27 protein-coding genes are annotated in these 26762 nt (G+C 74.0%); 11 read left to right on the top strand and 16 right to left on the bottom strand.

Annotation, left to right across the window (positions count from 1 at the left end):
- Positions 1-115: 115 nt before the first annotated feature.
- Entirely contained in the window at positions 116-1438 is a 1323-nt protein-coding gene (locus tag AB0O82_RS32920) for a DUF5667 domain-containing protein (RefSeq protein ID WP_363587771.1), read from the top strand.
- A gap of 103 nt (positions 1439-1541) precedes the next feature.
- On the opposite strand, the gene AB0O82_RS32915 is transcribed toward AB0O82_RS32920, so the two are convergent.
- The 5 genes from AB0O82_RS32915 to AB0O82_RS32895 all read right to left on the bottom strand — a co-directional run bounded on the left by AB0O82_RS32915 (position 1542) and on the right by AB0O82_RS32895 (position 5736).
- A complete protein-coding gene (locus tag AB0O82_RS32915) occupies positions 1542-2549 on the bottom strand; it encodes a lysophospholipid acyltransferase family protein (RefSeq protein WP_363587769.1) in 1008 nt (335 codons plus the stop codon).
- A gap of 7 nt (positions 2550-2556) precedes the next feature.
- Positions 2557-3669: an NAD-dependent epimerase/dehydratase family protein gene (locus tag AB0O82_RS32910; protein WP_363587801.1), complete on the bottom strand. Its 1113-nt coding sequence runs from the start codon at positions 3667-3669 to the stop codon at positions 2557-2559.
- A gap of 146 nt (positions 3670-3815) precedes the next feature.
- Positions 3816-3914 (bottom strand): AURKAIP1/COX24 domain-containing protein, encoded by a 99-nt coding sequence (locus tag AB0O82_RS32905; RefSeq protein WP_003948845.1) that lies wholly within the window; start codon positions 3912-3914, stop codon positions 3816-3818.
- 189 nt (positions 3915-4103) lie between these two features.
- Complete coding sequence (locus tag AB0O82_RS32900; RefSeq protein ID WP_063351305.1) at positions 4104-4313, bottom strand: helix-turn-helix domain-containing protein; 210 nt, start codon at positions 4311-4313, stop codon at positions 4104-4106.
- Between the two features lie 226 nt (positions 4314-4539).
- On the bottom strand, positions 4540-5736 hold the full coding sequence (locus AB0O82_RS32895) for an acetoin utilization protein AcuC (RefSeq protein ID WP_363587767.1): 1197 nt from the start codon (positions 5734-5736) through the stop codon (positions 4540-4542).
- A gap of 120 nt (positions 5737-5856) precedes the next feature.
- Here AB0O82_RS32895 and AB0O82_RS32890 point away from each other — a divergent pair, with 120 nt between their 5' ends.
- Positions 5857-6372: a hypothetical protein gene (locus tag AB0O82_RS32890; protein ID WP_363587765.1), complete on the top strand. Its 516-nt coding sequence runs from the start codon at positions 5857-5859 to the stop codon at positions 6370-6372.
- A gap of 40 nt (positions 6373-6412) precedes the next feature.
- Here the strand turns inward: AB0O82_RS32890 and AB0O82_RS32885 are convergent, their stop codons facing one another.
- The 3 genes from AB0O82_RS32885 to proC form a co-directional block, all read right to left on the bottom strand.
- Complete coding sequence (locus tag AB0O82_RS32885; RefSeq protein WP_363587763.1) at positions 6413-7609, bottom strand: MFS transporter; 1197 nt, start codon at positions 7607-7609, stop codon at positions 6413-6415.
- 211 nt (positions 7610-7820) lie between these two features.
- On the bottom strand, positions 7821-8471 hold the full coding sequence (locus tag AB0O82_RS32880) for an HAD family hydrolase (protein WP_363587761.1): 651 nt from the start codon (positions 8469-8471) through the stop codon (positions 7821-7823).
- A gap of 22 nt (positions 8472-8493) precedes the next feature.
- Entirely contained in the window at positions 8494-9321 is an 828-nt protein-coding gene (proC, locus tag AB0O82_RS32875; RefSeq protein WP_063348845.1) for a pyrroline-5-carboxylate reductase, read from the bottom strand.
- Between the two features lie 165 nt (positions 9322-9486).
- Here proC and AB0O82_RS32870 point away from each other — a divergent pair, with 165 nt between their 5' ends.
- Positions 9487-9936: a hypothetical protein gene (locus AB0O82_RS32870; protein ID WP_159398487.1), complete on the top strand. Its 450-nt coding sequence runs from the start codon at positions 9487-9489 to the stop codon at positions 9934-9936.
- Between the two features lie 132 nt (positions 9937-10068).
- Positions 10069-11433, top strand: coding sequence for a hypothetical protein (locus tag AB0O82_RS32865; RefSeq protein ID WP_363587759.1), 1365 nt, complete (start codon positions 10069-10071; stop codon positions 11431-11433).
- 3 nt (positions 11434-11436) lie between these two features.
- Here AB0O82_RS32865 and AB0O82_RS32860 read toward each other — a convergent pair whose 3' ends face one another.
- The 6 genes from AB0O82_RS32860 to AB0O82_RS32835 all read right to left on the bottom strand — a co-directional run bounded on the left by AB0O82_RS32860 (position 11437) and on the right by AB0O82_RS32835 (position 18298).
- Positions 11437-11967 (bottom strand): hypothetical protein, encoded by a 531-nt coding sequence (locus AB0O82_RS32860; protein WP_363587757.1) that lies wholly within the window; start codon positions 11965-11967, stop codon positions 11437-11439.
- A 71-nt stretch (positions 11968-12038) separates the two neighbouring features.
- Positions 12039-13883 carry a dihydroxy-acid dehydratase gene (gene ilvD / locus AB0O82_RS32855; protein WP_363587755.1) on the bottom strand — a complete coding sequence of 615 codons (1845 nt, stop codon included), beginning with the start codon at positions 13881-13883 and terminating at the stop codon, positions 12039-12041.
- A 227-nt stretch (positions 13884-14110) separates the two neighbouring features.
- On the bottom strand, positions 14111-14878 hold the full coding sequence (locus tag AB0O82_RS32850; protein WP_363587753.1) for a class I SAM-dependent methyltransferase: 768 nt from the start codon (positions 14876-14878) through the stop codon (positions 14111-14113).
- A gap of 46 nt (positions 14879-14924) precedes the next feature.
- On the bottom strand, positions 14925-15752 hold the full coding sequence (locus AB0O82_RS32845) for a sugar phosphate isomerase/epimerase (protein ID WP_363587799.1): 828 nt from the start codon (positions 15750-15752) through the stop codon (positions 14925-14927).
- Between the two features lie 608 nt (positions 15753-16360).
- A complete protein-coding gene (locus tag AB0O82_RS32840) occupies positions 16361-17323 on the bottom strand; it encodes a Ppx/GppA phosphatase family protein (RefSeq protein WP_363587751.1) in 963 nt (320 codons plus the stop codon).
- Positions 17324-17446: 123 nt separating this feature from the next.
- A complete protein-coding gene (locus AB0O82_RS32835) occupies positions 17447-18298 on the bottom strand; it encodes a glycerophosphodiester phosphodiesterase (RefSeq protein WP_363587749.1) in 852 nt (283 codons plus the stop codon).
- 267 nt (positions 18299-18565) lie between these two features.
- Between AB0O82_RS32835 and AB0O82_RS32830 the strand changes: the two genes are divergently transcribed.
- Complete coding sequence (locus tag AB0O82_RS32830) at positions 18566-19402, top strand: hypothetical protein (protein ID WP_363587797.1); 837 nt, start codon at positions 18566-18568, stop codon at positions 19400-19402.
- A gap of 50 nt (positions 19403-19452) precedes the next feature.
- Here AB0O82_RS32830 and AB0O82_RS32825 read toward each other — a convergent pair whose 3' ends face one another.
- A complete protein-coding gene (locus tag AB0O82_RS32825) occupies positions 19453-20622 on the bottom strand; it encodes an NADH-quinone oxidoreductase subunit D (protein WP_363587747.1) in 1170 nt (389 codons plus the stop codon).
- The gene (locus tag AB0O82_RS32820; protein WP_363587745.1) at positions 20619-21635 is read right to left on the bottom strand and encodes an SAM-dependent methyltransferase; all 1017 of its coding nucleotides are present in this window, start codon (positions 21633-21635) and stop codon (positions 20619-20621) included. Before AB0O82_RS32820 ends, AB0O82_RS32825 begins: the two co-directional genes overlap by 4 nt.
- A gap of 128 nt (positions 21636-21763) precedes the next feature.
- Here AB0O82_RS32820 and AB0O82_RS32815 point away from each other — a divergent pair, with 128 nt between their 5' ends.
- The 6 genes from AB0O82_RS32815 to AB0O82_RS32790 form a co-directional block, all read left to right on the top strand.
- Positions 21764-22990 (top strand): sensor histidine kinase, encoded by a 1227-nt coding sequence (locus AB0O82_RS32815; RefSeq protein ID WP_363587743.1) that lies wholly within the window; start codon positions 21764-21766, stop codon positions 22988-22990.
- Between the two features lie 37 nt (positions 22991-23027).
- The gene (locus AB0O82_RS32810; protein WP_350878413.1) at positions 23028-23717 is read left to right on the top strand and encodes a response regulator transcription factor; all 690 of its coding nucleotides are present in this window, start codon (positions 23028-23030) and stop codon (positions 23715-23717) included.
- Positions 23718-23938: 221 nt separating this feature from the next.
- On the top strand, positions 23939-24868 hold the full coding sequence (locus tag AB0O82_RS32805; RefSeq protein ID WP_363587795.1) for a DUF2520 domain-containing protein: 930 nt from the start codon (positions 23939-23941) through the stop codon (positions 24866-24868).
- Positions 24868-25773 (top strand): pantoate--beta-alanine ligase, encoded by a 906-nt coding sequence (gene panC / locus AB0O82_RS32800; protein ID WP_363587740.1) that lies wholly within the window; start codon positions 24868-24870, stop codon positions 25771-25773. Before AB0O82_RS32805 ends, panC begins: the two co-directional genes overlap by 1 nt.
- A 78-nt stretch (positions 25774-25851) precedes the next feature.
- Positions 25852-26301 carry an aspartate 1-decarboxylase gene (gene panD / locus AB0O82_RS32795; protein ID WP_363587738.1) on the top strand — a complete coding sequence of 150 codons (450 nt, stop codon included), beginning with the start codon at positions 25852-25854 and terminating at the stop codon, positions 26299-26301.
- 16 nt (positions 26302-26317) lie between these two features.
- On the top strand, positions 26318-26762 hold a 445-nt coding region (locus AB0O82_RS32790), incomplete at its 3' end, for an FAD-dependent oxidoreductase (RefSeq protein ID WP_363587736.1).

Here is a 26762-nt window from a genome sequence, read left to right as displayed (position 1 = left end):
CCAGGCGTACGGTCAAGCCGAATTGCGACCTGTCACCCGATGGAGTGGCTTTGGCCCGCCGAGGCAACCGTCCGGCAGGCCGGGGTGTCGACAACGACGAAGGGAGGTGTGGCCCGTGACGGCAAACGTGCTGGAGCACCGACGGGCGAAGGCCTTCGCCGAGGCGCTGGAGGCCCACCGGGCGGAGCAGCGCGGCGCAGCGGACGCCGAATCGGCGAACACCGCTGCCACCGGCGCCGGTCCGGTCGCGATGGCCCAACTGGTCGGCCTGACCGACGCACTGGGCGCGATGCCCGGACCGGCGCTGGACCCGGAGGTACGGACCGTCCAACGCGCCCAGCTGATGGCCGCGTTCGAGCAGGCCTTCGCCGGCGGACCGGGCGCCACGGTGCCCCGCCAACGCCGGCACCGGGCCATCCGGACGGCGCCGCGCGGCCGCTGGAGCCGCCGGTTCGCGATCGGCGGGCTGGTCGCCGGACTGGCCGTCGGCAGCCTCGCCGGCGCCGCCGCCGCCAGCTCCAACGCCCTCCCCGGGGACACGCTGTACGGCATGAAGCGCGGCCTCGAAGGGCTCAGGCTCGACCTGGCGGACACCGACTCCGAGCGCGGCGAACTGCTGCTCGACAACGCCGCCACCAGGCTCGGCGAGGCCAAGACCCTGGTCGGCCACCCCGGCCCGGCCACCGGGCTCAGCCCGGGCACCGTCGAACGGGTCCGCCGCGCGCTGGACGACATGCACGCCGACGCCATCAAGGGCCGCGAGCTGCTCCGCTCGGTCTACCGCAGCAACGGCTCGCTCGGCCCGATGCGCGCCCTGGCCGGCTTCGCCCAGGGCGAGGACGGCCGCTGGACCGAACTGGCGGGCCAGCTGCCCGTCCAGCTGACCCAGCAGGCCCACCTGGTCGACCAGCTCTTCGACGACATAAGCGAGGACGTCGCGCCCCTGCGCCTGACCCAGCCCGCCGCCAAGAGCGGTGGCCCGGCCGGCACCGGAGCGGGCGGCGACACGGCCGGCCCGGCCACCGGCGGCGCCCCCGCCGACACCCCGGCGAACGGCTCCGGCCCCGCGCCCGGCGACGGCCCGGCCCAGGGCGGTGCCACCGGCGCGACCAGCGGCGGCAACAACCGCCCCGGCGGCACCGAGCGGGCCCCCGCCAGCACCGGCGCCAGCACACCCGGCGGCACCGGCGCCAAGGGCGGCGGCCTGCCGAGCACCCTGCCCAGCAGCGCGCCGGACGCCGTCAACGGGCTCGTCGGGGACCTCACCAGCGGGCTCACCGGCGGCAGGACCTCGCCGAGCGCCGCCCCGGCCCCGCCGCAGGCACCGCAGCCGCCCTCCGGCACGCCCAGCGCCCCGGCCGCCGGCCAGCCGCAGGGCGTCGAGGTGCCCCCGCTGATCCCGGGCCTGCTGCCCGGGCTGCGGCTCCTCGGCGGCTGACCGGACGACGCGGGGCCCCGGCGATCCCTGGAGTTCCAGGGATCGCCGGGGCCCTCGGCCGTGCCTCGGAGGCCACGGGAGGCCCCCGAAGGTCGCGGGAAACCTAGAAGAACACCGACCGCCGCTGCACCAGCAGCTTGTAGAGCGTGTGCTGGATCGTCTCGCGCACCTCGTCGGCCAGGTCGAAGACCAGCATCGGGTCGTCCGCCGCCTCCGCCGGGTACCCGTCGGTGGCGATCGGCTCCCCGAACCGGATGGTCCACTTGGTCGGCAGCGGCAGCACGCCCAGCGGCCCCAGCCACGGGAAGGTCGGCGTGATCGGCACGTACGGCAGGCCCAGCAGCCGGGCCAGCGTCTTCACGTTGCCGATCATCGGGTAGGTCTCCTCGGCGCCGACGATCGAGCACGGCACGATCGGCACCTTCGCGCGCAGCGCCGAGGAGACGAAGCCGCCGCGCCCGAAGCGCTGGAGCTTGTACCGCTCGGCGAACGGCTTGCCGATGCCCTTGAAGCCCTCCGGCCAGACCCCGACCACCTCGCCGCGCTCCAGCAGCGCCTGGGCGTCCTCGTTGCAGGCCAGCGTGTGGCCGGCCTTGCGGGCCAGCTCGTTGACGCCCGGCAGCACGAACACCAGGTCGGCGGCGAGCATCCGCAGGTGCCGGTGGTGCGGGTGGTGGTCGTGGATGGCGACCTGGGTCATCAGGGCGTCCAGCGGGATCGTCCCGGAGTGGTTGGCGACGATCAGCGCGCCGCCCTCGGCCGGGATGTTCTCGACTCCCTGGACCTCGATCCGGAAGTACTTCTCGGCCAGCGGGCGCAGCAGGGCGAGCAGCACCTCCTCGGTGAGCTCCCGGTCGAAGCCGAACTCGTCCACCTCGTAGTCGCCGGTGATCCGGCGGCGCAGGAAGGCCAGCCCGTCCGCGGCCCGGCCCTCCCAGCCCTTGCCGAACAGTCTGGTGGCCGCCGAACCGAGCTGCCCGGACAACGCCCCGCCGACGGCGTCGGCGAGCCGGTCGGCGGGCCCGGGGTCGTCGGGCGAGGTCCAGCTGGGGGCGGACTCGATCGGGATGACCCTGGCCTCGCCCGGCGCGTTCTCGGCTGCGGCACTCATCGCGGGTTCAGCTCCTGGGTCGGCGGGGGCGGTCGGTACGGACGGTGGGGACGCCGGCGGCCGGGGCCCGCACCGGGCCGAGCAGGGCGGCCAGCCGGTCGGTGACGGCGGCCAGCCGCTCGGGCGGCAGCAGGCCGGGCCCCTGCGCGGCGGCGAAGTCGGCGAAGGCCTCCGGGGTGGTGAACGCCGGGCGGTAGCCGAGCGTCTCGCGCAGTCGCGCGGTGTCCACCACCCGGCCGTGGGTGAGCAGCCGCAGCTGCTCCGGCGAGACGTCCAGCAGCCGGGTCTGCCGGGCCAGCCCGGCCATCCAGCTGACCGCGGGCAGCAGCAGCGGCACGGTCGGCCGGCCGAGCCGGCGGGCGCACTGGGAGAGCAGCAGGACGCCCTCCCCGGCCACGTTGAAGGTCCCGGTGTTGACGGTGCCCGGCTCGGCCTCGGCGGCGGCCCGGCAGAGCACCGCGACGGCGTCGTCCTCGTGCACGAACTGGAGCCGGGGGTCGTAGCCGAGGACGGTCGGCAGCACGGGCAGCGCGAAGTACTCGCTGAGCGGGGTGTCCGCGCCGGGGCCGACGATGTTGGCGAAGCGCAGGACCGTCACCGCGACGTCCGGGCGGCGCCGGGCGAAGCCGCGGACGTAGCCCTCGACCTCCGCCGCGTCCTTGGCGAAGCCGCCGCCGGGCGGGTTCTTCGGCTGGATCCGCTCGGTGAACACCGCCGGGTCGCGGGGCGCGGAGCCGTAGACGCCGGTGGTCGACTTCACCACCAACCGGCGCACCCCGGGCGCCTTCTGGCAGGCGCCGAGCAGTTGCATGGTGCCGATGACGTTGGACTCCTTCACCGCGGAGCGGTTGGTGGAGCCCAGGCCGGTGGCGCTGACGCTGAGGTGGACCACGGTGTCGACCCGGTGCTCGGCGATCACCCGGGAGACCGCCGGGCGGCGCAGGTCGAGCTGGTGGAAGCGGTACTCGGCGGCCGGTCCCTCCGGCTCCTCGACCGGCAGCCGGGGCGGCTGCACGTCCACGCCGACCACCAGGTCCACACCCGGACGACGGCGGACCTCGGCGGCGAAGCGGGCACCGAGATGGCGTGCCACGCCGGTGACGAGCACGACCACGCCCACGGTGTGCACCCCATTCCCTCGGCCCGAGCGGCCTGCGTGCACCGTACCGTGCCGCCCTGCCGGGCCGTGAAACGACACCGCCCGCCCAGGCCGAGGCCTGGGCGGGCGGTGGAAGCGCCGGGCGCGCTGAGCGCGGCCGGGGGCGCTTACTTCTTGTTGCGACGCTGAACGCGGGTCCTCTTCAGAAGCTTGCGGTGCTTCTTCTTGGCCATACGCTTGCGACGCTTCTTGATGACAGAGCCCACGGAACAACCCTCGCTCACTGAGACTCTCGCCCGTGAGAGACGGAGTCCATACGACTGACGGACGGCCTAGCCTACCGTCCACGGGCCCAGGGCCGTAATCGTGCTCCCGGTGACCGGGAAACTCGCGGGGAATCCCCGGCGAACGGGGGTGGGATCCGCAGCTGCGGCCCCACCCCCGCCCACCCGGAACTACGCGCTCTCAAGCCTCACGTAGGACTCCTTGAGGTACTCGTGCACCGCCTGCTGGGGCACCCGGAAGGACCGCCCGACCCTGATGGCCGGCAGCTCTCCGCTGTGCACCAACCGGTACACCGTCATCTTCGACACCCGCATGACCGAGGCAACCTCCGCCACGGTCAGGAAGACGACTTCCTGCAAGGGGCGTTCGCCGGAACTCATGACCATCACCCGACCCTTCACCCGTGTGCAAGGCACCGGCTTCCCCTCCGGTGACTCCACCGGCACACGTGTATCCCCAGAGTAGTTATGGGTGGTACCAGTGGGAAGAGGGGAGGTGCGGTCCTCGTACGGTGAGAGATAGGACTGTTGCAGTACGTAGTCACTCGGCGGAACGCGGGAGTGGGCGTACGCACGGCCCACCCGCACCTGGGCGGGGAGGCCGGTCTCAGGCCAGGAGGCCGAGGTGGGGGAACACCGCGCGGCGGCTGGCGAGGATGGCCTGATCGAGTCGGTCGGCCGGATCGTAACCCGCGTCGAAGTCGCGCCAGACCGGTCGGGCGCCGTCGGTCATCCGCAGCGGGGCGGGCCGGCGGGTGCGGCGGTAGACCTCGGCGCGCCAGGACTCGGGGGTCTCGGTGGCCGGGTCGACGGGCCGTCCGGCGGCGGTGGCGACCAGGTGGGTCCAGGTGCGCGGGACGACGTCCACGACGGCGTAGCCGCCCCCGCCGGTGGCGATCCAGCGGCCGCCGGTGAGCCGGTGGGCGAGGTCGTGCAGTTCCTCGGCGATCATCCGCTGGGCGTCCAGCGTGACGGCGAGGTGGGCGAGCGGGTCCTCCAGGTGGGTGTCGGCACCGTGCTGGGTGACCAGGACCTGCGGGCGGAAGGCGGTGAGCAGTTCGGGCACCACGGCGTGGAAGGCGCGCAGCCAGCCGGCGTCGCCGGTGCCGGCCGGCAGCGGCAGGTTGGCGGCGGAGCCGGGGGCGTCCGGGCCGCCGGTCTCGGTGGGCCAGCCGGTCTGCGGGAAGAGCGTGGCGGGGTGCTCGTGGAGCGAGATCGTGAGCACCCGGGGGTCGTTCCAGAAGGCCTGCTGGACGCCGTCGCCGTGGTGGACGTCCACGTCGACGTAGGCGACCCGCTCGGCGCCGAGTTCGAGCAGCCGGGCGACGGCCAGCGCCGGGTCGTTGTAGACGCAGAAGCCGGAGGCCTTGGCGGGCATCGCGTGGTGCAGCCCGCCGGCGAAGTTCACGGCGTGCGGGGTCTCCCCGCGCCAGACCGCCTCGGCGGCGGCCACGGACTGACCGGCGATCAGCGCGGAGGCCGAATGCACAGCGGGAAAGGACCAGTTGTCGTCGGTGCCGAGCCCGTGCCGGGGATCCGACTCGTCGGGGTGGGCGGCGGCGTATTTGACCGCCTCGACGTACTCCCGGGTGTGCACCAGCCGCAGGGTGGACTCGCCGGCGGGCGGTGCGGCCCGCACCGTCACCCCGGGCCCGGCGTCCAGTCCGAGGGCCTCGACCAGGCGCATGGTGAGCGCCAGCCGGGTCGGGTCCATCGGGTGGCCGGGGCCGAAGTCGTAGGCGGTGACGGCCTCGTCCCAGAAGAGGTGCAGGCCGCAGGGGGTGTCACGCTCGGCGTCGGGCATGGCCTCCACCGTAGCGGGTGGGGGTGGCCGGGCCTTGTCCAGGGCGCGCCGGGGGCGGGGCTCAGGGCCCCCGCGGAGGCCCTACAGACAAAACCTTCACGACTTCATATCCTCTCCGCCATGAAGCCATTCAGCGCGCAACGCCTTGGGGTAATTCTCGCTGCATTACTGGGACTTGGCCTGCTCTTTGCCGCCCAGCCGGCCTCCGCCGCGGTCAGCGGCAGCTCGTTCGCCGTCGACAAGAAGACGGCGGCGGCGGGCGACCAGCTGACCCTGACGCTCTCGCTCACCAACACCGAGACCACCGACATCTACTTCGCCTACGAGTTCATCCAGCCGATCTGGCCGGCCAACCAGGAGGCCGGCGCGTTCACGGTCACCGGGTGTTCCGGCGACTCCACCGACTGCGCCGTCAACGGGAACAACGCGAACTTCCACTTCCGGGCGCCGATCGCCCCGGGCGAGACCCGCACCGTCGCGGTCACCGTCCAGATCACCTCGGCCCCGACCTGGACCGGGCCGTACACCCTGAACTGGGCACCGTACGTCTACTACGAGTACTACCAGTCGGGTGGTGGCATCAAGGACCAGCTGTGGGCCAACGGCCTGCCCGAGCTGGCCACCGTGATCGGCTGACCTCCCTTCCCGCCCCCGCTCGCCCCCGCCCCCGCCCCCGTCACACCGTGGCGGGGGCGAGCGCCGGGGCCGGGGCGAAGCGCTCGGCCAGCGGCAGGACGGCGAGCACCAGCAGCATCGGGGCGAGCAGCGCCCAGCGGTACGAACTCGCGTCGGCGATCGTCCCGACCAGCGGCGAACCGACTAGGAAGCCCACGTAGTTGAAGAGGTTCAGCCGGGCCACCGCGGCGTCCGAGTCGGCCGGGAACAGCCGGCCCCCGGCCGCGAACACCTGCGGGATGATGGCGCAGATGCCGAAGCCGAGCACGGTGAACCCGGCGATCCCCACCCAGGCGGCGGGCGCGGCGGCGGCCAGCGCGAAGCCGAGCGCGGCCAGCCCGGCACCGGCCCGGACCACCGGGACGGCGCCCCAGCGCTGCACCGCGCGGTCGCCCAGCGCGCGGCCCAGCAGCATCGCGACCATGTAGCCGAGGTAGGACAGCTTGGCGACGTCCGCGGCGCTGCCCAGGCCGTCGGTGAGGTACTTGACGCTGTAGTTGGAGACCGAGGCGTCCGCGATGTACGCGAAGGCCATCGCCAGGCACAGCGGCAGCAGCGGCCGCCAGGGGATGGACCGCGCGGCGGCCTCGGCGGCCTCCCGGACGGCGTCCCCGAGTTCGGCCGGTCCGGCGAATCGGGTGCCGGTCAGCAGGGCCAGCGGGGCGATCACCGCCGCGACCGTGCCGAACAGCACCGGCAGGCCGAGCCCGTAGTGCGAGCCGAGGCCGGCGAGGGCCGCCCCGAGGATGCCGCCGAGGCTGAACGCGGCGTGGAAGCCGATCATGATCGAGCGGCCGTAGCGGTGTTGCAGGCCCACCCCCAGCATGTTCATGCTCGCGTCGAGCGCGCCCACCAGCAGGCCGAACGCCCCGAGCGCGACGGCGAGTTGCCAGAGCGTGTCGCCGAGGCCGGCGCCCGCGAGGCTGAGGCAGACCAGCGGCTGGACGACCCGCAGCACGGCCCGCGCGCCGGTGCGCTTCACCAGCTGTTCGGAGGTGATCGAGCCGACCCCGGCGAGGATCGGCACCGCGGCCAGGAACAGCGGCAGCAGCGCGTCGCTCAGCCCGTACCGGTGCTGGATCTCCGGAATGCAGGTGACCAGCAGCGCGAAGGTGGTGCCCTGGAGCAGGAAGCTGACGGCGAGCGCGGCCCGCCCGGCGCGCAGGCCGGGCGGGATCGCGGGTGACGCGGCACTCATGGCGAACCTCGCTACTGGCCGGTACGACGATGTTGGCGAGAGCGTAGGCGGTGGACCGCGATTGCGGGAGGGGTCGCGCAGGGACTTTCCGCAGCCGGACGGAAGGGCCGGGCGGAACCGGGCGGAGCAGGGCGGGTCGGAGCAGGGCGGGTCGGAGCAGGGCGGGTCGGAGCAGGGCGGGTCGGAGCAGGGCGGGTCGGAGCAGGGCGGGTCAGAGCAGGGCGGTGACCTCGGAGAGGTCGGCGATCAGCCCGGTGGCCCCGGCGGCGGTCAGCTTCGCCGGGTCGGTGAGCGCGGTGTAGCCGTACACGTCCATGCCCGCGGCCCGGGCCGCCAGCACGCCGTTGGGGCTGTCCTCGACGACCAGGCAGCGGGCCGGGTCGACGCCGAGGGTGCGGGCGGCGTGCAGGAAGAGGTCCGGCGCGGGCTTGCCCACGCCGACGTCCTGGGCGCTGAAGATCCGCTCCTCGGCGACGTACCCGCGCAGGCCGGTGACGTCCAGCGCGGTGCGGATCCACACGTGGTGCGCCGAGGAGGCCAGGCAGTAGGGGACGGAGCGCTGCCGCAGTTCCTTCAGCAGCTGCTCCGCACCCCGGACGGCCGTCAGCTCGGTGCCGAACGCGTCGAAGACCCGGCCGTGGAACAGCTCGTCGAAGCCCTCCGGCAGCGTCGCGCCGTCGTACCGCTCGGCGATCACGTCGTGGATGCGGTGGGCGGCGCAGCCCATGAAGTCCCGGTAGGAGTCCTCGACCGTGGTCGGGTAGCCGAGTTCGGTCAGGTACGCGGCCAGCACCCGGTTGGAGAGCGGCTCGCTGTCCACCAGGACACCGTCGTTGTCGAAGATCACCAGGTCGTAGGCCATGCCGTCGAGCCTACCCAGCCGGCTACTTCCCCCCGGAGGCGAGCTCCCGGGAGCGGTCCCGCGCCGCCTCCAGGGCGCCCAGCAGCGCGGCCCGCACCCCGTGGTTCTCCAGCTCGCGGATGGCCGCGATGGTGGTGCCGGCCGGGGAGGTGACGGCCTCGCGCAGTTTCACCGGGTGCTCGCCGGAGTCGCGCAGCATCACCGAGGCGCCGATCGCGGACTGCACGATCAGGTCGTGCGCCACCTGCCGGGGCAGGCCGAGCAGGATGCCCGCGTCCGTCATCGCCTCGACCAGGAAGTAGAAGTAGGCCGGGCCGGAGCCGGAGAGCGCGGTGGCCGCGTCCTGCTGGGCCTCGGGCAGCCGCAGCGCCTTGCCGACCGAGCTGAAGATCTCCTCGGCCCGCTCCAGGTGCTCCTCGGTGGCGTGCGAGCCGCCGGAGATGACGCTCATCCCCTCGTCCACCAGGACCGGCGTGTTGGGCATCACCCGGACCACCGGGGTGCCGGCCGCCAGCCGCTCCTCGAACCAGGCGGTGGGGATGCCGGCCGCGGCCGAGATCACCAGCCGGTCCGCGCCGACGTGCGGGGCCAGCTCCTCCAGCAGGGTGCCCATGTCCTGCGGCTTGACGGCGAGGATCAGGGTGTCGGCGAGTTTGGCGGCCTCGGCGTTGGAGGCGGCCACCACGCCGTAGCGGGCGGCGAGTTCGGCGGCGCGCTCGGGGCGGCGGGCGGTCACCAGGACGTCCGCCGGGTCCTTGCCGGCCCGCAGCAGGCCGGAGAGCAGGGCCTCGCCGATCTTGCCCGTGCCCAGGAAGGCGATCTTCTGTCCGTGTGCTGCGCTGGCGCCCATGGCCGCTCCTTACCTCGGTACTGCGGCCATCCTCGCACCGCACGGGGGCACCCGCAGGGACCGTCCAGCCCGTGGTCGGCGACGGGTTGCCCCACCTCGTCCCTAGGGAGAATCTCGGGGGTTTCCCCTATGGCCTCCGGCGCCGCACGGGAGCACCGTGGAGTCATGGCACACGACGAAATGTCCCGACGTGAGAACCGGCAACTCGCCGTCGCCTCGGCGACCGTGGGACCGTGGCGGACGGCCGCGGGGGTCGGTGCGGTGGTGGGTGCGACCGCCCTGGGGATCGACGCGATCTCCGGGCACTGGTCCCTGGGCATGCTGGCCGGGCCGGCCGGCTGGGCCCTGTTCTTCTTCTTCCTGGTCGGCACCGTCGGCGGGCAGCTGCGCCGCGACACCTCCGAACGGCGGCTGCGCCGCTGGGCGAACGACCACCCGTGGCAGTCGGCCCTCCCGGCGGCCGGCGGGCTGCTGGTGCTGGACATGCTGGCGCAACTGCTGCTCGGGGACGCGGGCCTGTTCGGCGCGTTCTTCCTGGCGCTGCTGCCGGCCGGCATCCTGCTGGCCGTCGCCGGGATCGTGGGATCGGTGAAGCAGGCCCGCACCAAGGACTGACGCCCCCGCAGAGCGCGCCGGAAACGGCCGGAACGGAACAGACCGGGACGGATCACCGCGCCCGCACACGAGTTCACCACAAGGTGTGCCCCCGATCGACGAATCGTCACACCCCGTCGGCATACTGGCGCGATGCCGACAGCCGAAGATCCACAACCGCGCCCCGCCGAGGGCCGCGAGCCGGGCGGGTCCGACCCGTCCGGAGCGGGCGGGAAGGACCCGTTCGCAGACCTCGTCCTGGACGAGGAGTTCGTCAAGGGGGCCGCCGTCACCGAGCAGTCCGGGCGCACCCGGATGCTGGCCGCCCGGTGGAAGCACACCCCGCCGGTCGACCCGGGCGGCCGCCGCTCGGTCGACGACGGCCCGGCCAAGGCCGGCCGCCGGTTCGGCCGCACGCCGAAGCCCCCGGTGACCGACCCGTGGGGCAACCCGCGCCCGCGCCGCCGCCGGCTGGACTGGCGCGCGCCGCTGTACGTCGTGCTGACCATCGCGGTGCTGCTCGCGGCCCTGAACCTCGACGGGCTGCGCAGCTGGTACTCCGACCACTACGGCGGCGACTCCTCGACGGCCCACGCCCCCGCGCCCACCGTCGCCCCGGAGACGGCCAAGCCGACCGCCGCACCGCCGAAGGTCGACGAGCAGCAGCCGACCGTGGACCACCCGTGGGCCGGTTCCATCGCCGAGGGCTGGCCGAACGGCGCCGAGGCCTTCGTCCTGCCCGACGCCCGGGCCACCGGCGTGTTCTCCGCCGAACAGGTGGGCGCCCAGCTGCAGTTGGTCAAGGACTACCTGACCGCCGCCAACCTGGACCCGCAGGTGATCGCGGGCGGCCGGCCGGAAGCCGCCCTGGCGCTGCTGGACCGGGAGGACCGGGACCGCGCGATCAACGCGCTGGCGAAACCCTCCAAGGACACCGACCCGACCACCTGGTTCAGCCGCTTCGACCAGCGCGAGGCCGTCCAGGTGGGCGACGCGGTCAAGGTGCAGGGCCGGATCACCTTCGAGGGCGACGGGGACAAGGGCCTCCTCGTCCACGCCGACTTCAGCTACGTGTACGCGATGCGCCCCGGCCCGGACGCCACCAAGCGCGCCGCGTCACCCCAGCCGCCGACGGGCGGACAACCGCCGACGAAGCCGGCCGCGCCGAAGGACGGCACGGCCAAGCCGGTGGGTCTGCTGGTGCCAGCGGCCGACGTGACCGGGGACACCTGGACCACGCGCACGATCGTGCGCCGGGTCGAGAACTTCCGCTTCTACGACCCGGCCCGCTACCGGACCAACCCGAAGAAGCTCGTGTTCGGCGAGGGCGGCGGTTCGGAGTCCGCCAACTCGTCCTGCGACGTCTACGACGGCTACTACCACCCGCAGTTCGACCAGTTCGCGGCGCAGTCGCCGGACGCCCCGGGCAGCCGTCCGACCGGCCCCACCACGGACCCGTACGACCGCCGCAAGGACCTGTCGACCGCCGACGAGTGCGGCGCGGCCAGCCGCCTCTGAGGCTCAGCCCCGGCGCTTGCCCCGGCCCGGCGCCTTGGCGCCGGGCCGGCCGCTGCGGCCCGCCTGGCGCTTCTCGTACTGGGCGACGGCCCGCTCGTACGAGGAGCGCCTGACCGCCTCACCGGGGGCCTCGACCAGGCTGCGGGCGAAGTAGGCGGCCAGGCTGCCGGCGCCGCCGATAAGCCAGACCGCGCCGAGCGACTTGTCCTCGGCCATCCAGCCGCTCAACTGGTCCTTGCCCTCGGTGAGGACCTTCCAGGTGCGCATGACGCACATCATCGAGCAGACCGCGATCGCGGCCGTCAGCAGCCCGTTCAGGAAGCCGCCGCCGTCGGAGAGGGCGACGCCCTCGACGCCGAAGCGCAGCAGCAGGACGGCGGCGGCGGTCGTGACCAGCGCGCCGGCCGACACGGCGACGCGGCGCAGCCAGTAGCCGTTGTCCCGGTTCACCCAGCTGGTGCCGAACCAGCGGATCGGCTCCGGCTCGGGGGCGCCGGCGGGCTTGGGTGCGGGGGTGGGGGGCTGCTCGCTCACGGGGTCGATTATCACCCAACGCGCGAGGAGCCGCCCCGGCCTGCGGGACGGCTCCTGCGGTGCTGCGGGACTCAGCCGAGCTTGGTGACGTCGCGGACGGCGCCCTTGTCGGCGGAGGTGGCCATCGCGGCGTACGCGCGCAGGGCCTGGCTGACCTGGCGGTCGCGGTTCTTCGGGCGGTAGCCGCCCGCGGCCTCCAGGGCGCGGCGGCGCTCGGCCAGGACCTCGTCGGGCACCTCCAGGGAGATGCTCCGGCCCGGGATGTCGATGGCGATGGTGTCGCCGTCCTCGACCAGGGCGATGGTGCCGCCGGAGGCGGCCTCCGGGGAGGCGTGGCCGATGGACAGGCCGGAGGTGCCGCCGGAGAAGCGGCCGTCGGTGACCAGCGCGCAGGCCTTGCCGAGGCCGCGGCCCTTGAGGAAGGACGTCGGGTAGAGCATCTCCTGCATGCCCGGGCCGCCCTTGGGGCCCTCGTAGCGGATGACGACGACGTCGCCCTCCTTGACCCGCTTGGCGAGGATCGCCTCGACGGCGTCGTCCTGGGACTCGACGACCACGGCCGGGCCGCTGAAGGTCCAGATCGACTCGTCGACGCCGGCGGTCTTCACGATGCAGCCGTCCTCGGCGAGGTTGCCGTGCAGGACGGCGAGGCCGCCCTCGATCGAGTAGGCGTGCTCGACGCTGCGGATGCAGCCCCCGGCGGCGTCGGTGTCCAGCGACTCCCAGCGCTCCGACTGGGAGAAGGCCTCGGCGGAGCGGACGCAGCCGGGGGCGGCGTGCCACAGTTCGACGGCCTCGGCGGAGGGCGAACCGCCGCGCACGTCCCAGGTCTTGAGCCACTCGGCGAGCGAGTCGGAGTGGACGGTGTGGACGTCCTCGTTGAGCATTCCGCCGCGGTACAGCTCGCCGAGGATGGCGGGGATGCCGCCGGCCCGGTGCACGTCCTCCATGTAGTACGAGCCGTTGGGCGCGACCTTGGACAGGCAGGGGACCCGGCGGGAGACGGCGTCGATGGCCCGCAGGTCGAAGTCCAGCTCGGCCTCCTGGGCGGCGGCGAGCAGGTGCAGGATGGTGTTGGTCGAGCCGCCCATGGCGATGTCCAGGGCCATGGCGTTCTCGAAGGCGGCGCGGGTGGCGATCGCGCGGGGCAGCACCGAGGCGTCGTCCTGGCCGTAGTGGCGGTCGGCGATCTCGACGACCGTCCGCCCGGCCCGCTCGTACAGGGCCTTGCGGGCGGTGTGGGTGGCGAGGACGGAGCCGTTGCCGGGCAGCGAGAGGCCGATGGCCTCGGTGAGGCAGTTCATCGAGTTGGCGGTGAACATGCCGGAGCACGAGCCGCAGGTGGGGCAGGCGTTCTCCTCGATGATCGCGATGTCCTCGTCGGAGACGTTCTCGTTGGCCGCCTGGGAGATCGCGTCGATCAGGTCGAGCCTGCGCACGGTGCCGTCGACGAGGGTGGCCTTGCCGGCCTCCATCGGGCCGCCGGAGACGAAGACGGTCGGGATGTTCAGGCGCAGCGCGGCCATCAGCATGCCCGGGGTGATCTTGTCGCAGTTGGAGATGCAGATCAGCGCGTCGGCGCAGTGCGCGTTGACCATGTACTCGACCGAGTCGGCGATCAGGTCGCGCGAGGGCAGCGAGTAGAGCATGCCGCCGTGGCCCATCGCGATGCCGTCGTCCACGGCGATGGTGTTGAACTCGCGCGGAATGCCGCCCGCCTGCTTGATCGCCTCGGAGACGATCCGGCCGACCGGCTGGAGGTGGGTGTGGCCCGGGACGAACTCGGTGAAGGAGTTGGCGACCGCGATGATCGGCTTGCCGAAGTCCTCGCGGGCTACGCCGGCGGCCCGGAGAAGCGCCCGGGCGCCTGCCATGTTGCGACCGTGGGTGACCGTACGGGACCTCAGCTCGGGCACTGTGCTCCACTCCTTCGGGGCTCTCGCCGGCGCCCCGCCGGTAGGAGGATGCGGGGGCCGCTGTGGCTACCGAGCCTACGCCCGCCGTCCAGGCGGCGGACGGTCCGTCCGCGATGCGGTCACGCGGGCGGGCCGTCCGGGCGCGGGTCGGGCCGGGGTGCGGGTCAGGCGGGGTGCGGGTCAGGCGGGGTGCGGGTCAGGCGGGGCGCGGGCCGTCCGGGCGCGGGTCAGGCCGGGGTGATCCCCACCGCCAGTTCCAGGACGTAGGGCTCGACCACCCGGCCGTCCGGGAACTCGGCGATCATCGCCTGCCGCTCGACGGCCAGCACCGGTTCGCGCTCGGCGGGGGAGAGCGCGGCCATGAACGAGCGGGAGACCAGGTCGTCGAGCACGTGGTCGACGGTGATCCGCCGCTCCCAGCGCAGCACCGCGCGTTCGACCCTCAACCCGGCCGGGGCCAGCAGGGCGGTGAACTCGGCGATCCGGCCGTAGCCGTGGTAATTGGGCAGCACGGCGCTCAGCCGCTCCACCCGGGCCCGGACCCAGGGCACGGTCTCGTCGTGCACGTTCCACCAGACGGCGAGGGCGCCGCCGGGCCGCAGCACCCGGATCGCCTCGGGGATGGCCCGTTCGGTGCGGGTCCAGTGGAAGGACTGGGCGTAGCTGATCAGATCCGCGGAGTCGTCGTGGAACGGCAGTTCGTCACCGCCGGCCCTGACCAGCGGCAGGCCCGCCGAGGAGGCCAGGAACTGGGCGGCCATGCCCGCGTTGGGCTCCACCGCGACGACGTCGGCGCCGCGCGCGGCCAGCAGCCGGGTGGCGATGCCGGTGCCGGCGCCGACGTCCAGCACCCGGGCCCCCTTGAGGCTGCGACCGGACAGCCGCTCCAGCGCCTCGAACAGCCCGTCCGGGTAGCCGGGGCGGGCCCGGTCGTACTCGGCGGCGACCCCGCCGAAGCTCTCGGCGATCTCCCGGAAGTCCTGTTGATCCGTCATCTCTCCCCTTACGCAAGGAAGTTCGCACCCAGCCGGGCACGGCTCCTCAGCGTACGCGCGAGGGGGTGGCCAGGTGCAAGCGGGTGAAGGCGAGCGCCTCGGCCAGGTCGGCCTCGCGTTCGGCGGGGGACGCGGAGCGGCGGGTGTTGACCTCCAGCACCACGTGGCCGTCGAAACCGGTACGGGCCAGGTGCTCCAGCAGTTCGGCGCAGGGCTGCTTGCCGCGGCCCGGGATCAGGTGCTCGTCCTTGCCGGAGCCGCTGCCGTCGGCGAGGTGGATGTGGGCGAGCCGGTCGCCCATCCGCTCGACCATGGCGAACGCGTCGATCCGGGAGGTGGCGACGTGCGAGAGGTCGATGGTGAAGTGCCGGTACTCCTCGTCGGTGACGTCCCAGCCCGGGGCGTAGGCCAGCACCTCGCGGTCGCGGTAGCGCCACGGGTACATGTTCTCCACCGCGAAGCGGACGTCGGTCTCGCCCGCCATCCGGTTGATGCCCGTCACGAAGTCCCGGGCGTACTGGCGCTGCCAGCGGAACGGCGGGTGGACCACGACGGCGCTCGCACCGAGCTTCTCGGCCGCCGCCCGGGCCCGGACCAGCTTGGTCCACGGGTCGGTGGTCCACACCCGCTGGGTGATCAGCAGGCACGGCGCGTGCACGGCCAGGATCGGCAGCTGGTGGGCGTCGGAGAGACGGCGCAGGGCCTCGATGTCCTGGCTGACCGGGTCGTTCCAGACCATCACCTCGACCCCGTCGTAGCCGAGCTTGGCGGCCAGCTCGAAGGCGACGGCGGTGCCCGCCGGGTACACCGACGCGGTGGACAGGACCACCTTGGTGTCGGGGATGTGCAGGGCCGGGTGCGAGGGCAGCACCAGCCGGTCGGTGGTGCGCAGCAGCGGCGGGCGGGCGGCGTCGCGGCGGGCGGCCTTGACCGAGCGCACCGACTGGACGGCGGCCTTGGCGGCGCCGGCGGCCCGGGCGGTGCGGGTCTCCCGGGGGGCAGCGGTCGCGGCGGCCTTCCGCGTTCCGGACTTCCTCGCTTCGGGCTTCGTCCCCGCGGGCTTCGTCCCGGCGGGCTTGCTCACTTCGGACTTCGTCCCGACAGACTTCGTCCCGGCGGGCGTCTTCGCCTCGGACGCGCCTCCCGCGGGCTGCTTCGCCTCGGGCGCGGACGGCTTCTCGGTGGCCTTGCGCGCGGCGCTCTTGCGCCCGGTGCGCCGGGCCGCCTCGACGGCCTTCGCGGCCTGCGCCCCGGTGGCGCCCTTGACGGCCTTGCCGAGTTTGCGGCGCGGGCCGTCCGGCCGCGGCTGCCCGTCCCCAGGAGCGCGGCCCTCCCGCGTCCCGTCCTCGCCCGCTGGTTGCGCCACGGGAGACAGCGTAAGCGGACCGCGCTCCGAACGGGACCGGATCCCCGGCCGGCCCCGGCGGGAGCCGCCGGACGGGCCATGGGGCCGACGGTGTGGAGCCCTGCGGCGCGGGGGCCCTACGGGGTGAGGGCCGGGCGGCGGCGGTCGGCGGAGCCGTCCATGGCGTCCAGGCGGCGCAGGATGATGCCCTCGCGCAGCGCCCACGGGCAGACGTCCAGCTCGTCGAGGCCGAACAGGTCCATCGCGGCGTCCGCGACCAGCGCCCCGGCCAGCAACTGCTTGGCGCGGCCCTCGGAGACGCCGGGGATCCGCGCCCGCTCCTCGACGGTCATCGAGGACAGTCGCGGCAGCCAGGCGGACAGCCCGCTGCGGGTGAGCCGACGGTCGGCGTACGGGCCGGCGTCGGCGGGGGCGGCGCCGGTCATCCGGGCCAGCTGCTTGAAGGTCTTGGAGGTGGCGACGGCGTGCTGCGGCGCGCCGAGCCGGGCGACCTCGCCCGCGACGGTGGCCATCTCGGCCCGGATGTGGCGTCTCAGCCCGCGCAGCCCGTCCGGGTCGGCGACGTCGCCGGGCAGCCAGCGGGCGGTGAGCCGGCCGGCGCCCAGCGGCAGCGAGCAGGCGACGTCGGGCTGCTCGTCCAGGCCGCAGGCGATCTCCAGCGAGCCGCCGCCGATGTCCAGGTTGAGCAGTCGGCCCGAGGACCAGCCGAACCAGCGCCGGACGGCCAGGAACGTGAGCCGGGCCTCGTCCTGCCCGGACAGCACCCGCAGCTCCACCCCGGTCTCCGTGGCGACCCGGCGCAGCACCTCCTCGCCGTTGGCGGCCTCCCGGACGGCGGAGGTGGCGAACGGCAGGATGTCGACGACCCCCTTGTCCTCCGCGACCCGCAGCGACGAGGCGATGTGGCCGACCAGCCGCTCGACGCCTGCCTCGCTTATCGCGCCGTCGCCGTCGAGCAGTTCGGCCAGCCGCAGTTCGGCCTTGTGCGAGTACGCGGGCAGCGGGGCGGCACCCGGATGGGCGTCCACCACGAGGAAGTGGACGGTGTTGGAACCTACGTCGAGTACACCGAGTCGCATAACTCTCCACGCTACGCGATCCGGCCCCGGGCGAAACCGGTCTCGACCGTCTTCACACCGGTCCCGGCCGTACCCCGCCTCCGGCGACCGGACGCATCAGGCCGCCTCCGGCGACCGGACGCATCAGTGGCCGCGCGGTCCGGCCCGGCGCTCGGGGCGGCAGTTGGTGTCCACCCAGCGGCGGGCCCGGCCCGGGGTGTCGGTGATCAGGCCGTCGGCGTCCCGGGCCGACATCAGCTGCCAGGACTCCTCGTCGTCGAGCGTCCAGACGTACACCTCGCGGCCCGCCTTGCGCTCGGCGGCGATCCGGGAGGCGCTGGCCAGCGCCGCGTCCAGGGCGATGCCGCGCAGCGGCAGGTCACCCGGGTCCTCGGCGATGGCGGAGCCCTGGATCAGCACGACCGGCAGGGCGGGCGCGGCGGCGTGGGCCTGGCGCAGGTGCTCCGCCGAGAACGAGTAGAGGACGACCCGGGCACCGCTGGCTGCGGCGATCCGGGCGATCCGGGTGACGTCCTCGGCGCGCTGCCACTTGATCTCCATCAGCAGGGTGGCGTTGCTGTCGGAGAGGCGCTTGAGCAGTTCCTGGAGGGTGGGGACGGGCTCGGTGGGGCCGGGGCCGACGGTCACCCGCAGGGCGGCGATCTGGGCGGCGGTCAGGTCGGCGATGGCGCCCTTGCCGTTGGTGGTGCGGTCCACCGTGGGGTCGTGCATCAGCACCGGGACGCCGTCCCTGGTGGTCTGGACGTCGGTCTCCAGCCAGTCGGCGCCCTGGTCGAGGGCGGTCTCGAAGGAGGCCATGGTGTTCTCGGGGGCGTTGCGCGGGGCGCCCCGGTGGCCGATCACCACCGGGGCGTCGCACAGCGGAGCGGCGGCGGCCGACCGGGCCCGCAGCGCGGGCGCGGAGGCGCACCCGGCGGCCAGGACCGCGAGGGCGGCGAGGACGGCCGTCTGGGCGGCGCGGGGCGAGGCGGTCACGGCTCGGTGCTCCAGTGGTGATCCGGGGTGTTCCAGGGCATCCAATACGGGTCAACGCGAGATCATCAAACTGATCTGACAACCCGACAGTGCCGCCCGGTTCCCTCCAGCCTGCGGTCGGCCGGCGGCCACCGGCGCCGCGGCGCACCCCGGATCACCCGGACGGGTCCGGGCAGGCCGCCCCGAAGGCTCTACCCTTGCCGGGTGGCACCAGCAGAAACGTCCAAGAAGAAGTCCAAGGCCTCCCCCGCCCCCGTCGACCTGGCGATGCCAACCCTGCGCGGCGAGACTCCGCTCGGCGGGATCCCCCGTGACGAGGTCCCGCTCGACTTCCCGCGCGCCTGGGTCGAGTTCGCCGACCCCGACGACGAGGAGCAGGTGTTCCGCTGTGACCTCACCTGGCTGACCTCCCGCTGGGGTTGCGTCTTCGGCCAGGGCTGCCACGGCATCCGCGAGGGCCGCGGCGAGTCGGACGGCTGCTGCACGCTGGGCGCGCACTACTCGGACGAGGACGACGAGAAGCGCGTCCTCGGCCACGCGAAGCGGCTGACGCCCGAGCTGTGGGAGAACTTCGCGCACGGCACCGACGCCGCGGGCCGGATCACGTCCGACGGCGGCGTCACCATGCTCGACGAGGACGGCGACCGCCAGACCCGCCGGGTGAACGGGGCCTGCATCTTCGTGAACAGCCCCGGCTTCGCGGGCGGCGCCGGCTGCGCGCTGCACGCGCTGGCGCTCAAGGAGGGCCGGGAGCCGCTGGAGACGAAGCCGGACGTCTGCTGGCAGCTGCCGGTCCGCCGCACCTACGACTGGATCGACCGGCCGGACGACACCCGCTACCTCCAGGTCTCGATCGGCGAGTACGACCGCCGCGGCTGGGGCCCGGGCGGCCACGACCTGCACTGGTGGTGCACGGGCAGCCCGGCGGCGCACCAGGGGCCGGACCCGGTGTACGTCAGCTACCGCCCCGAGCTGACCGAGCTGATGGGCAAGGCGGCGTACGACGTGCTGGCCGACCTGTGCGCGGAGCGGATCGCCACCAAGGGCGACCGCAAGGTGGCCCCGCACCCGGCCGACCCGGCCAAGCGGCCGAAGAAGGGCTGAGCCCGCGAAGCACCGGGCCCGCGCGGGCCCGGCCCGCGAAGGGCCGGGCCCTACTTGTCGATGTCCCCGACGACGAAGAACATCGACCCGAGGATCGCCACCATGTCCGCGACCAGCGTCCCGGGCAGCAGCTCGGTCAGCGCCTGGACGTTGTTGAAGGACGCCGAGCGCAGCTTGAGCCGCCACGGCGTCTTGTCACCGCGCGAGACCAGGTAGTAGCCGTTGATGCCGAGCGGGTTCTCGGTCCAGGAGTAGGTGCTGCCCTCGGGGGCCTTGAGCACCTTGGGCAGCCGCTGGTTGACCGGGCCGGGCGGCAGGGTGGCGATCTTGTCGAGGCAGGCGTCGGCGAGGTCCAGCGAGTTGAGGGTCTGCTCCAGCAGGCACTCGAACCGGGCCAGGCAGTCGCCCTCCTCGCGGGTGACCACGGTGAGCACCTGCCGCAGTTCGTCGGAGCCGTACGCGAGGTAGGGCTCGTCGCGGCGCAGGTCGAAATCGAGGCCGCTGGCGCGGGCGATCGGCCCGCTGACGCCGTACGCCTCGGCCTGGGCCCGGGTGAGGGCGCCGACGCCGGCGGTGCGGGCACGGAAGATCTCGTTGCCGAGGACGAGGTCCTCGAAGACCGGCAGCTGGGAGCGGACGGTGGCGACGGCGGTGCGGACGCGGCCGAGCCAGCCGGCCGGGATGTCCTCCTTGAGGCCGCCGACCCGGTTGAACATGTAGTGCATGCGCCCGCCGGAGGCCTCCTCCAGGACGTGCTGGAGGTCCTCGCGGGCGGTGAAGGCGTGGAAGATCGGGGTGATGCCGCCGAGTTCCAGCGGGTAGGAGCCGAGGAACATCAGGTGGTTGAGCACCCGGTTGAGTTCGGCGAGCAGGGTGCGGATCCACACCGCCCGCTCGGGCACCTCCATGCCGAGCATCCGCTCGACGCCGAGGACGACGCCGAGCTCGTTGCCGAAGGCGGAGAGCCAGTCGTGCCGGTTGGCCAGCATGATGATCTGCCGGTAGTCGCGGGCCTCGAACAGCTTCTCCGCGCCCCGGTGCATGTAGCCGATCACCGGCTCGGCGGTGATGATCCGCTCGCCGTCGAGCACCAGCCGCAGTCGCAGCACGCCGTGCGTGGCGGGGTGCTGCGGGCCGATGTTGAGCACCATGTCGGTGGTGCCCGCCTCGCCGGTGAAGTTCTCGGCTCCCGCCCCGATGCCGACCGTGGTCTCCCTCATGAGGTCAGAGTCTGCCACCCCGGCAGGGCGGCCAGGGCCTCCGGTACCGGCATGCGGACGGCCTGGGCGAGCCAGCCGAAGGCGCCGAGCCCGGCCGGGTCGGTCAGTTCGGCGCCCTCGCCGGCCCCGCCGAGCGCCCGCAGGTAGCCGGCCGGGTCGGTGGAGGCGAGCGCGAGCGGCGGCCGGGCGCCGCTCACGCCGAGGGCGCGCAGGGCGTCCCGCTGGGTTGTCCACAGGCTGTGGAGGCCGGGCGCCGCCGCGGAGTCCAGGGCGACGTGCGCGGTGACGTCGCAGGAGCCGTCCGGCACCGGCGACACCTCGCGGCCGCCCCGGAAGCCGGTGAGGGTGCCGAACAGCGGGCGCCGGTCGGCGGTGTGCCCGTAGTCGACGGCGACGGCCAGGCCGCGCTCCAGCCCGGCGACGGCCCGCGCCCAGGCGGCGTCCCGGGGGCCGCCGAACTCCACGAAGTCCCCGGGGTGCCCGACCGGCCACCAGCGCTCGGCCCAGGCCGCGTCGGCCGCCGAGGCGGGCCCGCCGAGCCGTTCCCCGCCGGTCGCGGTGTCCACCTCCCAGTAGCGCAGCACCCCGTCCTCGTCGACCTCGCCGACGTCCAGCGGCACGTTGTCCAGCCATTCGTTGGCGAACAGCAGCCCGGTGAGGCCCCGCGGCACCTCGTCCGTCCACAGGGCTGTGGACGGCAGGCCCGCCGGGCGCCGCGCGATCTCCACGCCGTACGGGCGCAGCCGCGCCAGCACCTCGCCGGGCAGTTCGGCCAGCACCCCGGTGAGCAGTTCGCCGCGTCCGGCCCCGACGTCGACGAGGGCCAGCTCCTCCGGACGGCCCAGGGCGGCGTCAACCTCCAGTAGCAGCCGGGCCACCGCGCGGGCGAACCTCGGCGAGGCGTGCACCGAGGTGCGGAAGTGCCCGGCGGGGCCCTCCGGCCTGCGGTAGAAGCCGCCGTCCGGGTCGTACAGGGCCTGCTCCATGGCGGGCGCCCACCGCATCCAAGTCATAGCGCGGGACGCTACCCGGAGCCGGGCGCGCCCTCCCCACCGGTACGGTGCGTCTCCGACCTACGGAGTAGGACGGATCGCCCTACCGGCGGACCTGAACACGCCAGGTGACTGCCTAGGCTGGAGACGTGCATCGACTCAACGCCTGGCTCCGCCGTCACCCCGTGGTGGTCGACGCCGCCTGGGCTGCGATGGTGCTCTTCGCCAGCCTGCTGCCGAACGACAGTTCCAGCGACGGCTGGCGCTTCGACGCACAGATCCTGATCGCGGTGCTGCTGCCCGCGCTCATGGTCTTCCGCCGACGCTTCCCCGACGTCACCGTGGCCGCCGCCACCGGCCTGGGCCTCGGCCAGGTGGCCGCCGACGTCCTCCCGGCCGCCTCCTCCATCGCCTACCTGGTGTTCGCGTACACCGGCGCCGCCTTCGGCCAGAAGTGGACGTCCCGGCTGGCGCTGGTCGCCGGGCTGGCCGCCGGGCCCCTGGTGTTCTGGCAGCTCCACCCGCTGAAGACGGTCTCCAACGGCGCCGGGGACTTCCACACCCGCCCGTACTCCTTCGGCGAGGCGGCGCTGATCACGCTGCTGATGAGCACCCCGTTCATCCTGTGCTGGGCGTGGGGGCGGCTGACCAGGGTGCGCCGGGCCTACCTGACCGAGCTGGAGGACCGTGCCGCCCGGCTGGAGCGCGAGCGGGACGCCCAGTCCAAGGTGGCGGTGGCCGCCGAGCGTGCCCGGATCGCCCGCGAGCTGCACGACGTGGTCGCGCACAACGTCTCGGTGATGATCGTCCAGGCCGACGGCGCCGCGTACGTGCTCGACAACTCGCCGCAGCAGGCGAAGGAGGCGCTCGGCACGATCGCGTCCACCGGCCGGCAGGCGCTGGTCGAGATGCGCCGCCTGCTGGGCGTGCTGCGCACCGCCGACACCGCCGAGGAGTACGTGCCGCAGCCGGGCGTCGAGGAACTGCCGGAGCTGCTGGAGCAGGTCCGCACGGCCGGGCTTCAGGTGGACTACGCGACCTCCGGGCATCCGCGCGAGCTGCCGCGCGGCGTCGAGCTGACGGTCTACCGGATCGTCCAGGAGGCGCTGACCAACGTCCGCAAGCACGGCGGCCCCGACGTGCACGCCCGGGTCGCGGTCGACTTCGGCGAGCGCGAGCTGGCCGTCCTCGTCGAGGACGACGGCCGCGGCAGCACCGACGAGCAACTGGCCACCGGCGGCACGGACGGCCTCGGCCACGGCCTGATCGGCATGCGCGAGCGGGTCGGCATGGTCAGCGGCAGCCTCGACGTGGGCCCCCGCCCCGGCGGCGGCTTCCGGATCCGCGCCATCCTGCCGCTCAAGGCGGCCCACTAACCCCCCGGTCCCCCCGACGCCCCCTGAAGGAGCCACCTTGACCATCCGCGTGATGCTGGTCGACGACCAGGAACTGCTGCGCACCGGTTTCCGGATGATCCTGCAGTCGCAGGGCGACATCGAGATCGTCGCCGAGGCCGGCGACGGCGCCCGGGCCCTGGAGCAGCTGCGGCACACCGAGGTGGACGTGATCCTGATGGACGTGCGGATGCCGCGCCTGGACGGGGTGCAGACCACCCGCCGGATCTGCCTGGCCGAGGACGGCAGCCCCGTGCCCAACGCCCCGCACGTGCTCATCCTGACCACCTTCGACCTGGACGAGTACGCCTTCGCCGCGCTCAAGGCCGGCGCCAGCGGCTTCCTGCTCAAGGACGTCCCGCCGACCGAGCTGGTGGCCGCGATCCGCGCCGTGCACGGCGGGGACGCGGTGGTCGCGCCGACCACCACCCGCCGCATGATCGACCGCTTCGCCGAGGTGCTGCCGACTCCGCAGAGCGCGCCCGGCGCGGACGCCCTCGGGCCGCTGACCGAGCGGGAGCGGGAGGTGTTCCTGCTGGTCGCCCAGGGGCTGTCGAACGGCGAGATCGCGGCCCGGCTGGTGCTCTCCGAGGCCACCGTGAAGACCCACGTCGGCCGGATCCTCGCCAAGCTCGGCCTGCGCGACCGGGTCCAGGCCGTGGTGCTCGCCTACGAGGCCGGGCTGATCCGGGCCGGGGCGACGGACTGAGCGCCCCCGGGCATCCCCGGGCATCCCCGGGCATCCCGTGGAGCACCCCGTGGAGGACCGGCTGAGCGCCCGTAGAATGGGCCGGTACGTCCGGTACCCGAAGAGGACCGGAACGAGGAGCTAAGGACGAGGGCCGGGCCGTGAACACGTCCGACAGTGCCGACCACGCCGCCGACGGCGGGTTCGCCCCGCTCGCCGACGGCTTCGGCGATCCGAGCCACCTGAACGACCCGAGCTACCCGGGCTACGCCGACGACCCGACCGACCCCGGCAACCGCCCGGCCCGGCTGGCCGTCGGCGTGGTCGGCACCGGCCGGGTCGGCCCGGCGCTGGGCGCCGCCCTGCAGCTCGCCGGGCACACCGTGGTCGCCGCCTCCGGGGTGTCCGCCACCTCCCGCCGCCGCGCCGAGGCGCTGCTGCCGGGGGTGCGGATCGTCACCCCGCCGCAGGTGCTGGCCGCCGCCGACCTGGTGCTGCTCACCGTGCCGGACGACACGCTGGCCGACCTGGTGGCCGGCCTCGTCGCGACCGGCGCCGTCCGCCCCGGGCAGCTGCTGGTGCACACCTCCGGCGCGCACGGCGTCGGCATCCTGGAGCCCGCCACCCTGGCCGGGGCGCTGCCGCTGGCGCTGCACCCGGCGATGACCTTCACCGGCACCTCCGTCGACCTGGACCGGCTGGCCGGCTGCCCGTTCGGGGTGACCGCCCCCGAGGAGCTGCGGCCGGTCGCCGAGGCCCTGGTGGTGGAGATGGGCGGCGAGCCGGAGTGGGTGCCTGAGCAGGTCCGCCCGCTCTACCACACGGCCCTCGCGCACGGCGCGAACCACCTGGTCACCCTGGTCGCGCAGGCGATGGACCTGCTGCGCACGGCCGGCGTCGCCGAGCCCGGCCGGCTGCTCGGCCCGCTGCTCGGCGCCGCCCTGGACAACAGCCTGCGCTCCGGCGACGCGGCCCTCACCGGCCCGGTCGCCCGGGGCGACGCGGGCACCGTGCGGCGCCACCTGGCGCAGCTCAGTACGGTGTCCCCGGACATCCCGGCGGCCTACCGGGCGATGGCCCGCGCCACCGCGCAGCGGGCGCTCGCCAACGGGACGATCGACGAAGCGTCGGCGGCGGCGCTGCTGGACGTACTGAACGAGGAGAATCGCTAATGGCACGCGGAAAGCAGCCGGTCAGGACCCAGCGGGCGCCGAAGGTCCACCGGGCCGTCGTCACCCGCACCGTGGACGACTTCGAGGCCGCGTTCTGGCCGGACGAGCGCCCGGTCGACAACGCCGTCGTGATGACCATGGGCGCGCTGCACGAGGGCCACGCCGCGCTGATCCGGGCCGCCCGCAAGCAGGTCGGCCAGGAGGGCCGGGTGGCGGTGACGGTCTTCGTCAACCCGCTGCAGTTCGGCCCGGCCGAGGATCTGGAGCGCTACCCGCGCAGCCTGGACGAGGACGTGAAGCTGGCCGAGGAGAACGGCGCCGACGTGGTGTTCGCGCCCTCCGTCGACGAGGTGTACCCGAACGGCCGGCCGCAGGTGCGCCTGTCGGCCGGCCCGATGGGCGAGCGCTTCGAGGGCGCCACCCGCCCCGGCCACTTCGACGGCGTGCTGACCGTCGTCGCCAAGCTGCTGCACATCACCGACCCGGACTTCGCGTTCTTCGGCGAGAAGGACGCGCAGCAGCTCGCGATCATCCAGCGGATGGTCGCCGACCTGGACTTCGACGTCGAGGTGGTCGGGGTGCCGACCGCCCGCGAGGAGGACGGGCTGGCGCGCTCCTCGCGCAACCGCTACCTCTCCACCGACGAGCGCGAGCAGGCCCTCGCCCTCTCCAAGGCGCTGTTCGCCGGCCGGGACGCCGCCGCCCAGGGCCCGAAGGCCGTCCGCGAGGCCGCCTCGGCCGTCCTGGACGCGGCCGAAGGCATCACCCTCGACTACCTCGCCCTGATCGACCCGCACGACTTCAGCGAAGCGGCGGACGACTTCCAGGGCGCGGCGGTGCTGGCCGTCGCCGCGAAGGTGGGTTCCACCCGCCTGATCGACAACGTCCACGTCATCTGCCGCTAGGCAACCGGCCACCCGGCACGGAACCGTTCGGCAAGAGCTCCCCTTTCAGGCATGCACTCACAGGAGGCGTGACCCGCAATGCTCCGCACCATGCTCAAGTCCAAGATCCACCGGGCCACCGTGACCCAGGCCGACCTGCACTACGTCGGCTCCGTCACGGTGGACGAGGACCTGCTCGACGCCGCCGACCTGCTCCCCGGCGAGCTGGTCCACATCGTCGACATCGACAACGGGGCCCGGCTGGAGACCTACACCATCGCCGGCCCGCGCGGCTCCGGCGTGATCGGCATCAACGGCGCCGCCGCTCGCCTGGTCCACCCCGGCGACCTGGTCATACTCATCGCCTACGGGCAGATGGACACGGCCGAGGCCAAGGGCTACGAACCGAGCATCGTCTTCGTGGACGAGCGGAACCGGATCACCGGCCTGGGCGGCGACCCCGCCGAGGCCCCGGAGGGCACCGGACTGCTCCGCGGCGACGGGGCGTACGGTGACGGCAACGGCGCGGCCCCGACCGCCGCGCGCTGAAGGAGCCACTGACGCCATGTCCGCCACGCACCGCCTCACCGCCCCGGCTCCCGGCTGGACCGCCACCACCGACGTGGTCGTGGTCGGCTCCGGGGTGGCCGGCCTCACCGTCGCCCTCAACGCCCGCAAGGCCGGCCTGCGGACCATGGTGGTCACCAAGGCGATGCTGGACGACGGCTCCACCCGCTGGGCCCAGGGCGGCATCGCGGCCGCCCTGGGCGAGGGCGACACCCCCGAGCAGCACCTGGACGACACCCTGGTGGCCGGCGCCGGGATCTGTGACGAGGAGGCCGTGCGCACCCTGGTCACCGAGGGCCCGGACGCCGTCCGCCGGCTGATCGCCGTCGGCGCCGCCTTCGACCGCGGGCTCGGCCTGTGCACGCAGCCGCACGAGGTCGGCGGGATCGGTGCAGTCGGCCGTCATCGCGACCGCCGTTCCGCCTGCCGCGCGGATCTCGCCG

Origin of the sequence: Kitasatospora sp. NPDC088264, assembly GCF_040685715.1 — a bacterium.
In the GTDB taxonomy this organism is placed as follows: domain Bacteria; phylum Actinomycetota; class Actinomycetes; order Streptomycetales; family Streptomycetaceae; genus Kitasatospora.
Note: the sequence above shows the minus strand (reverse complement) of the source record. Positions and strands in the feature narration are given on the sequence as shown.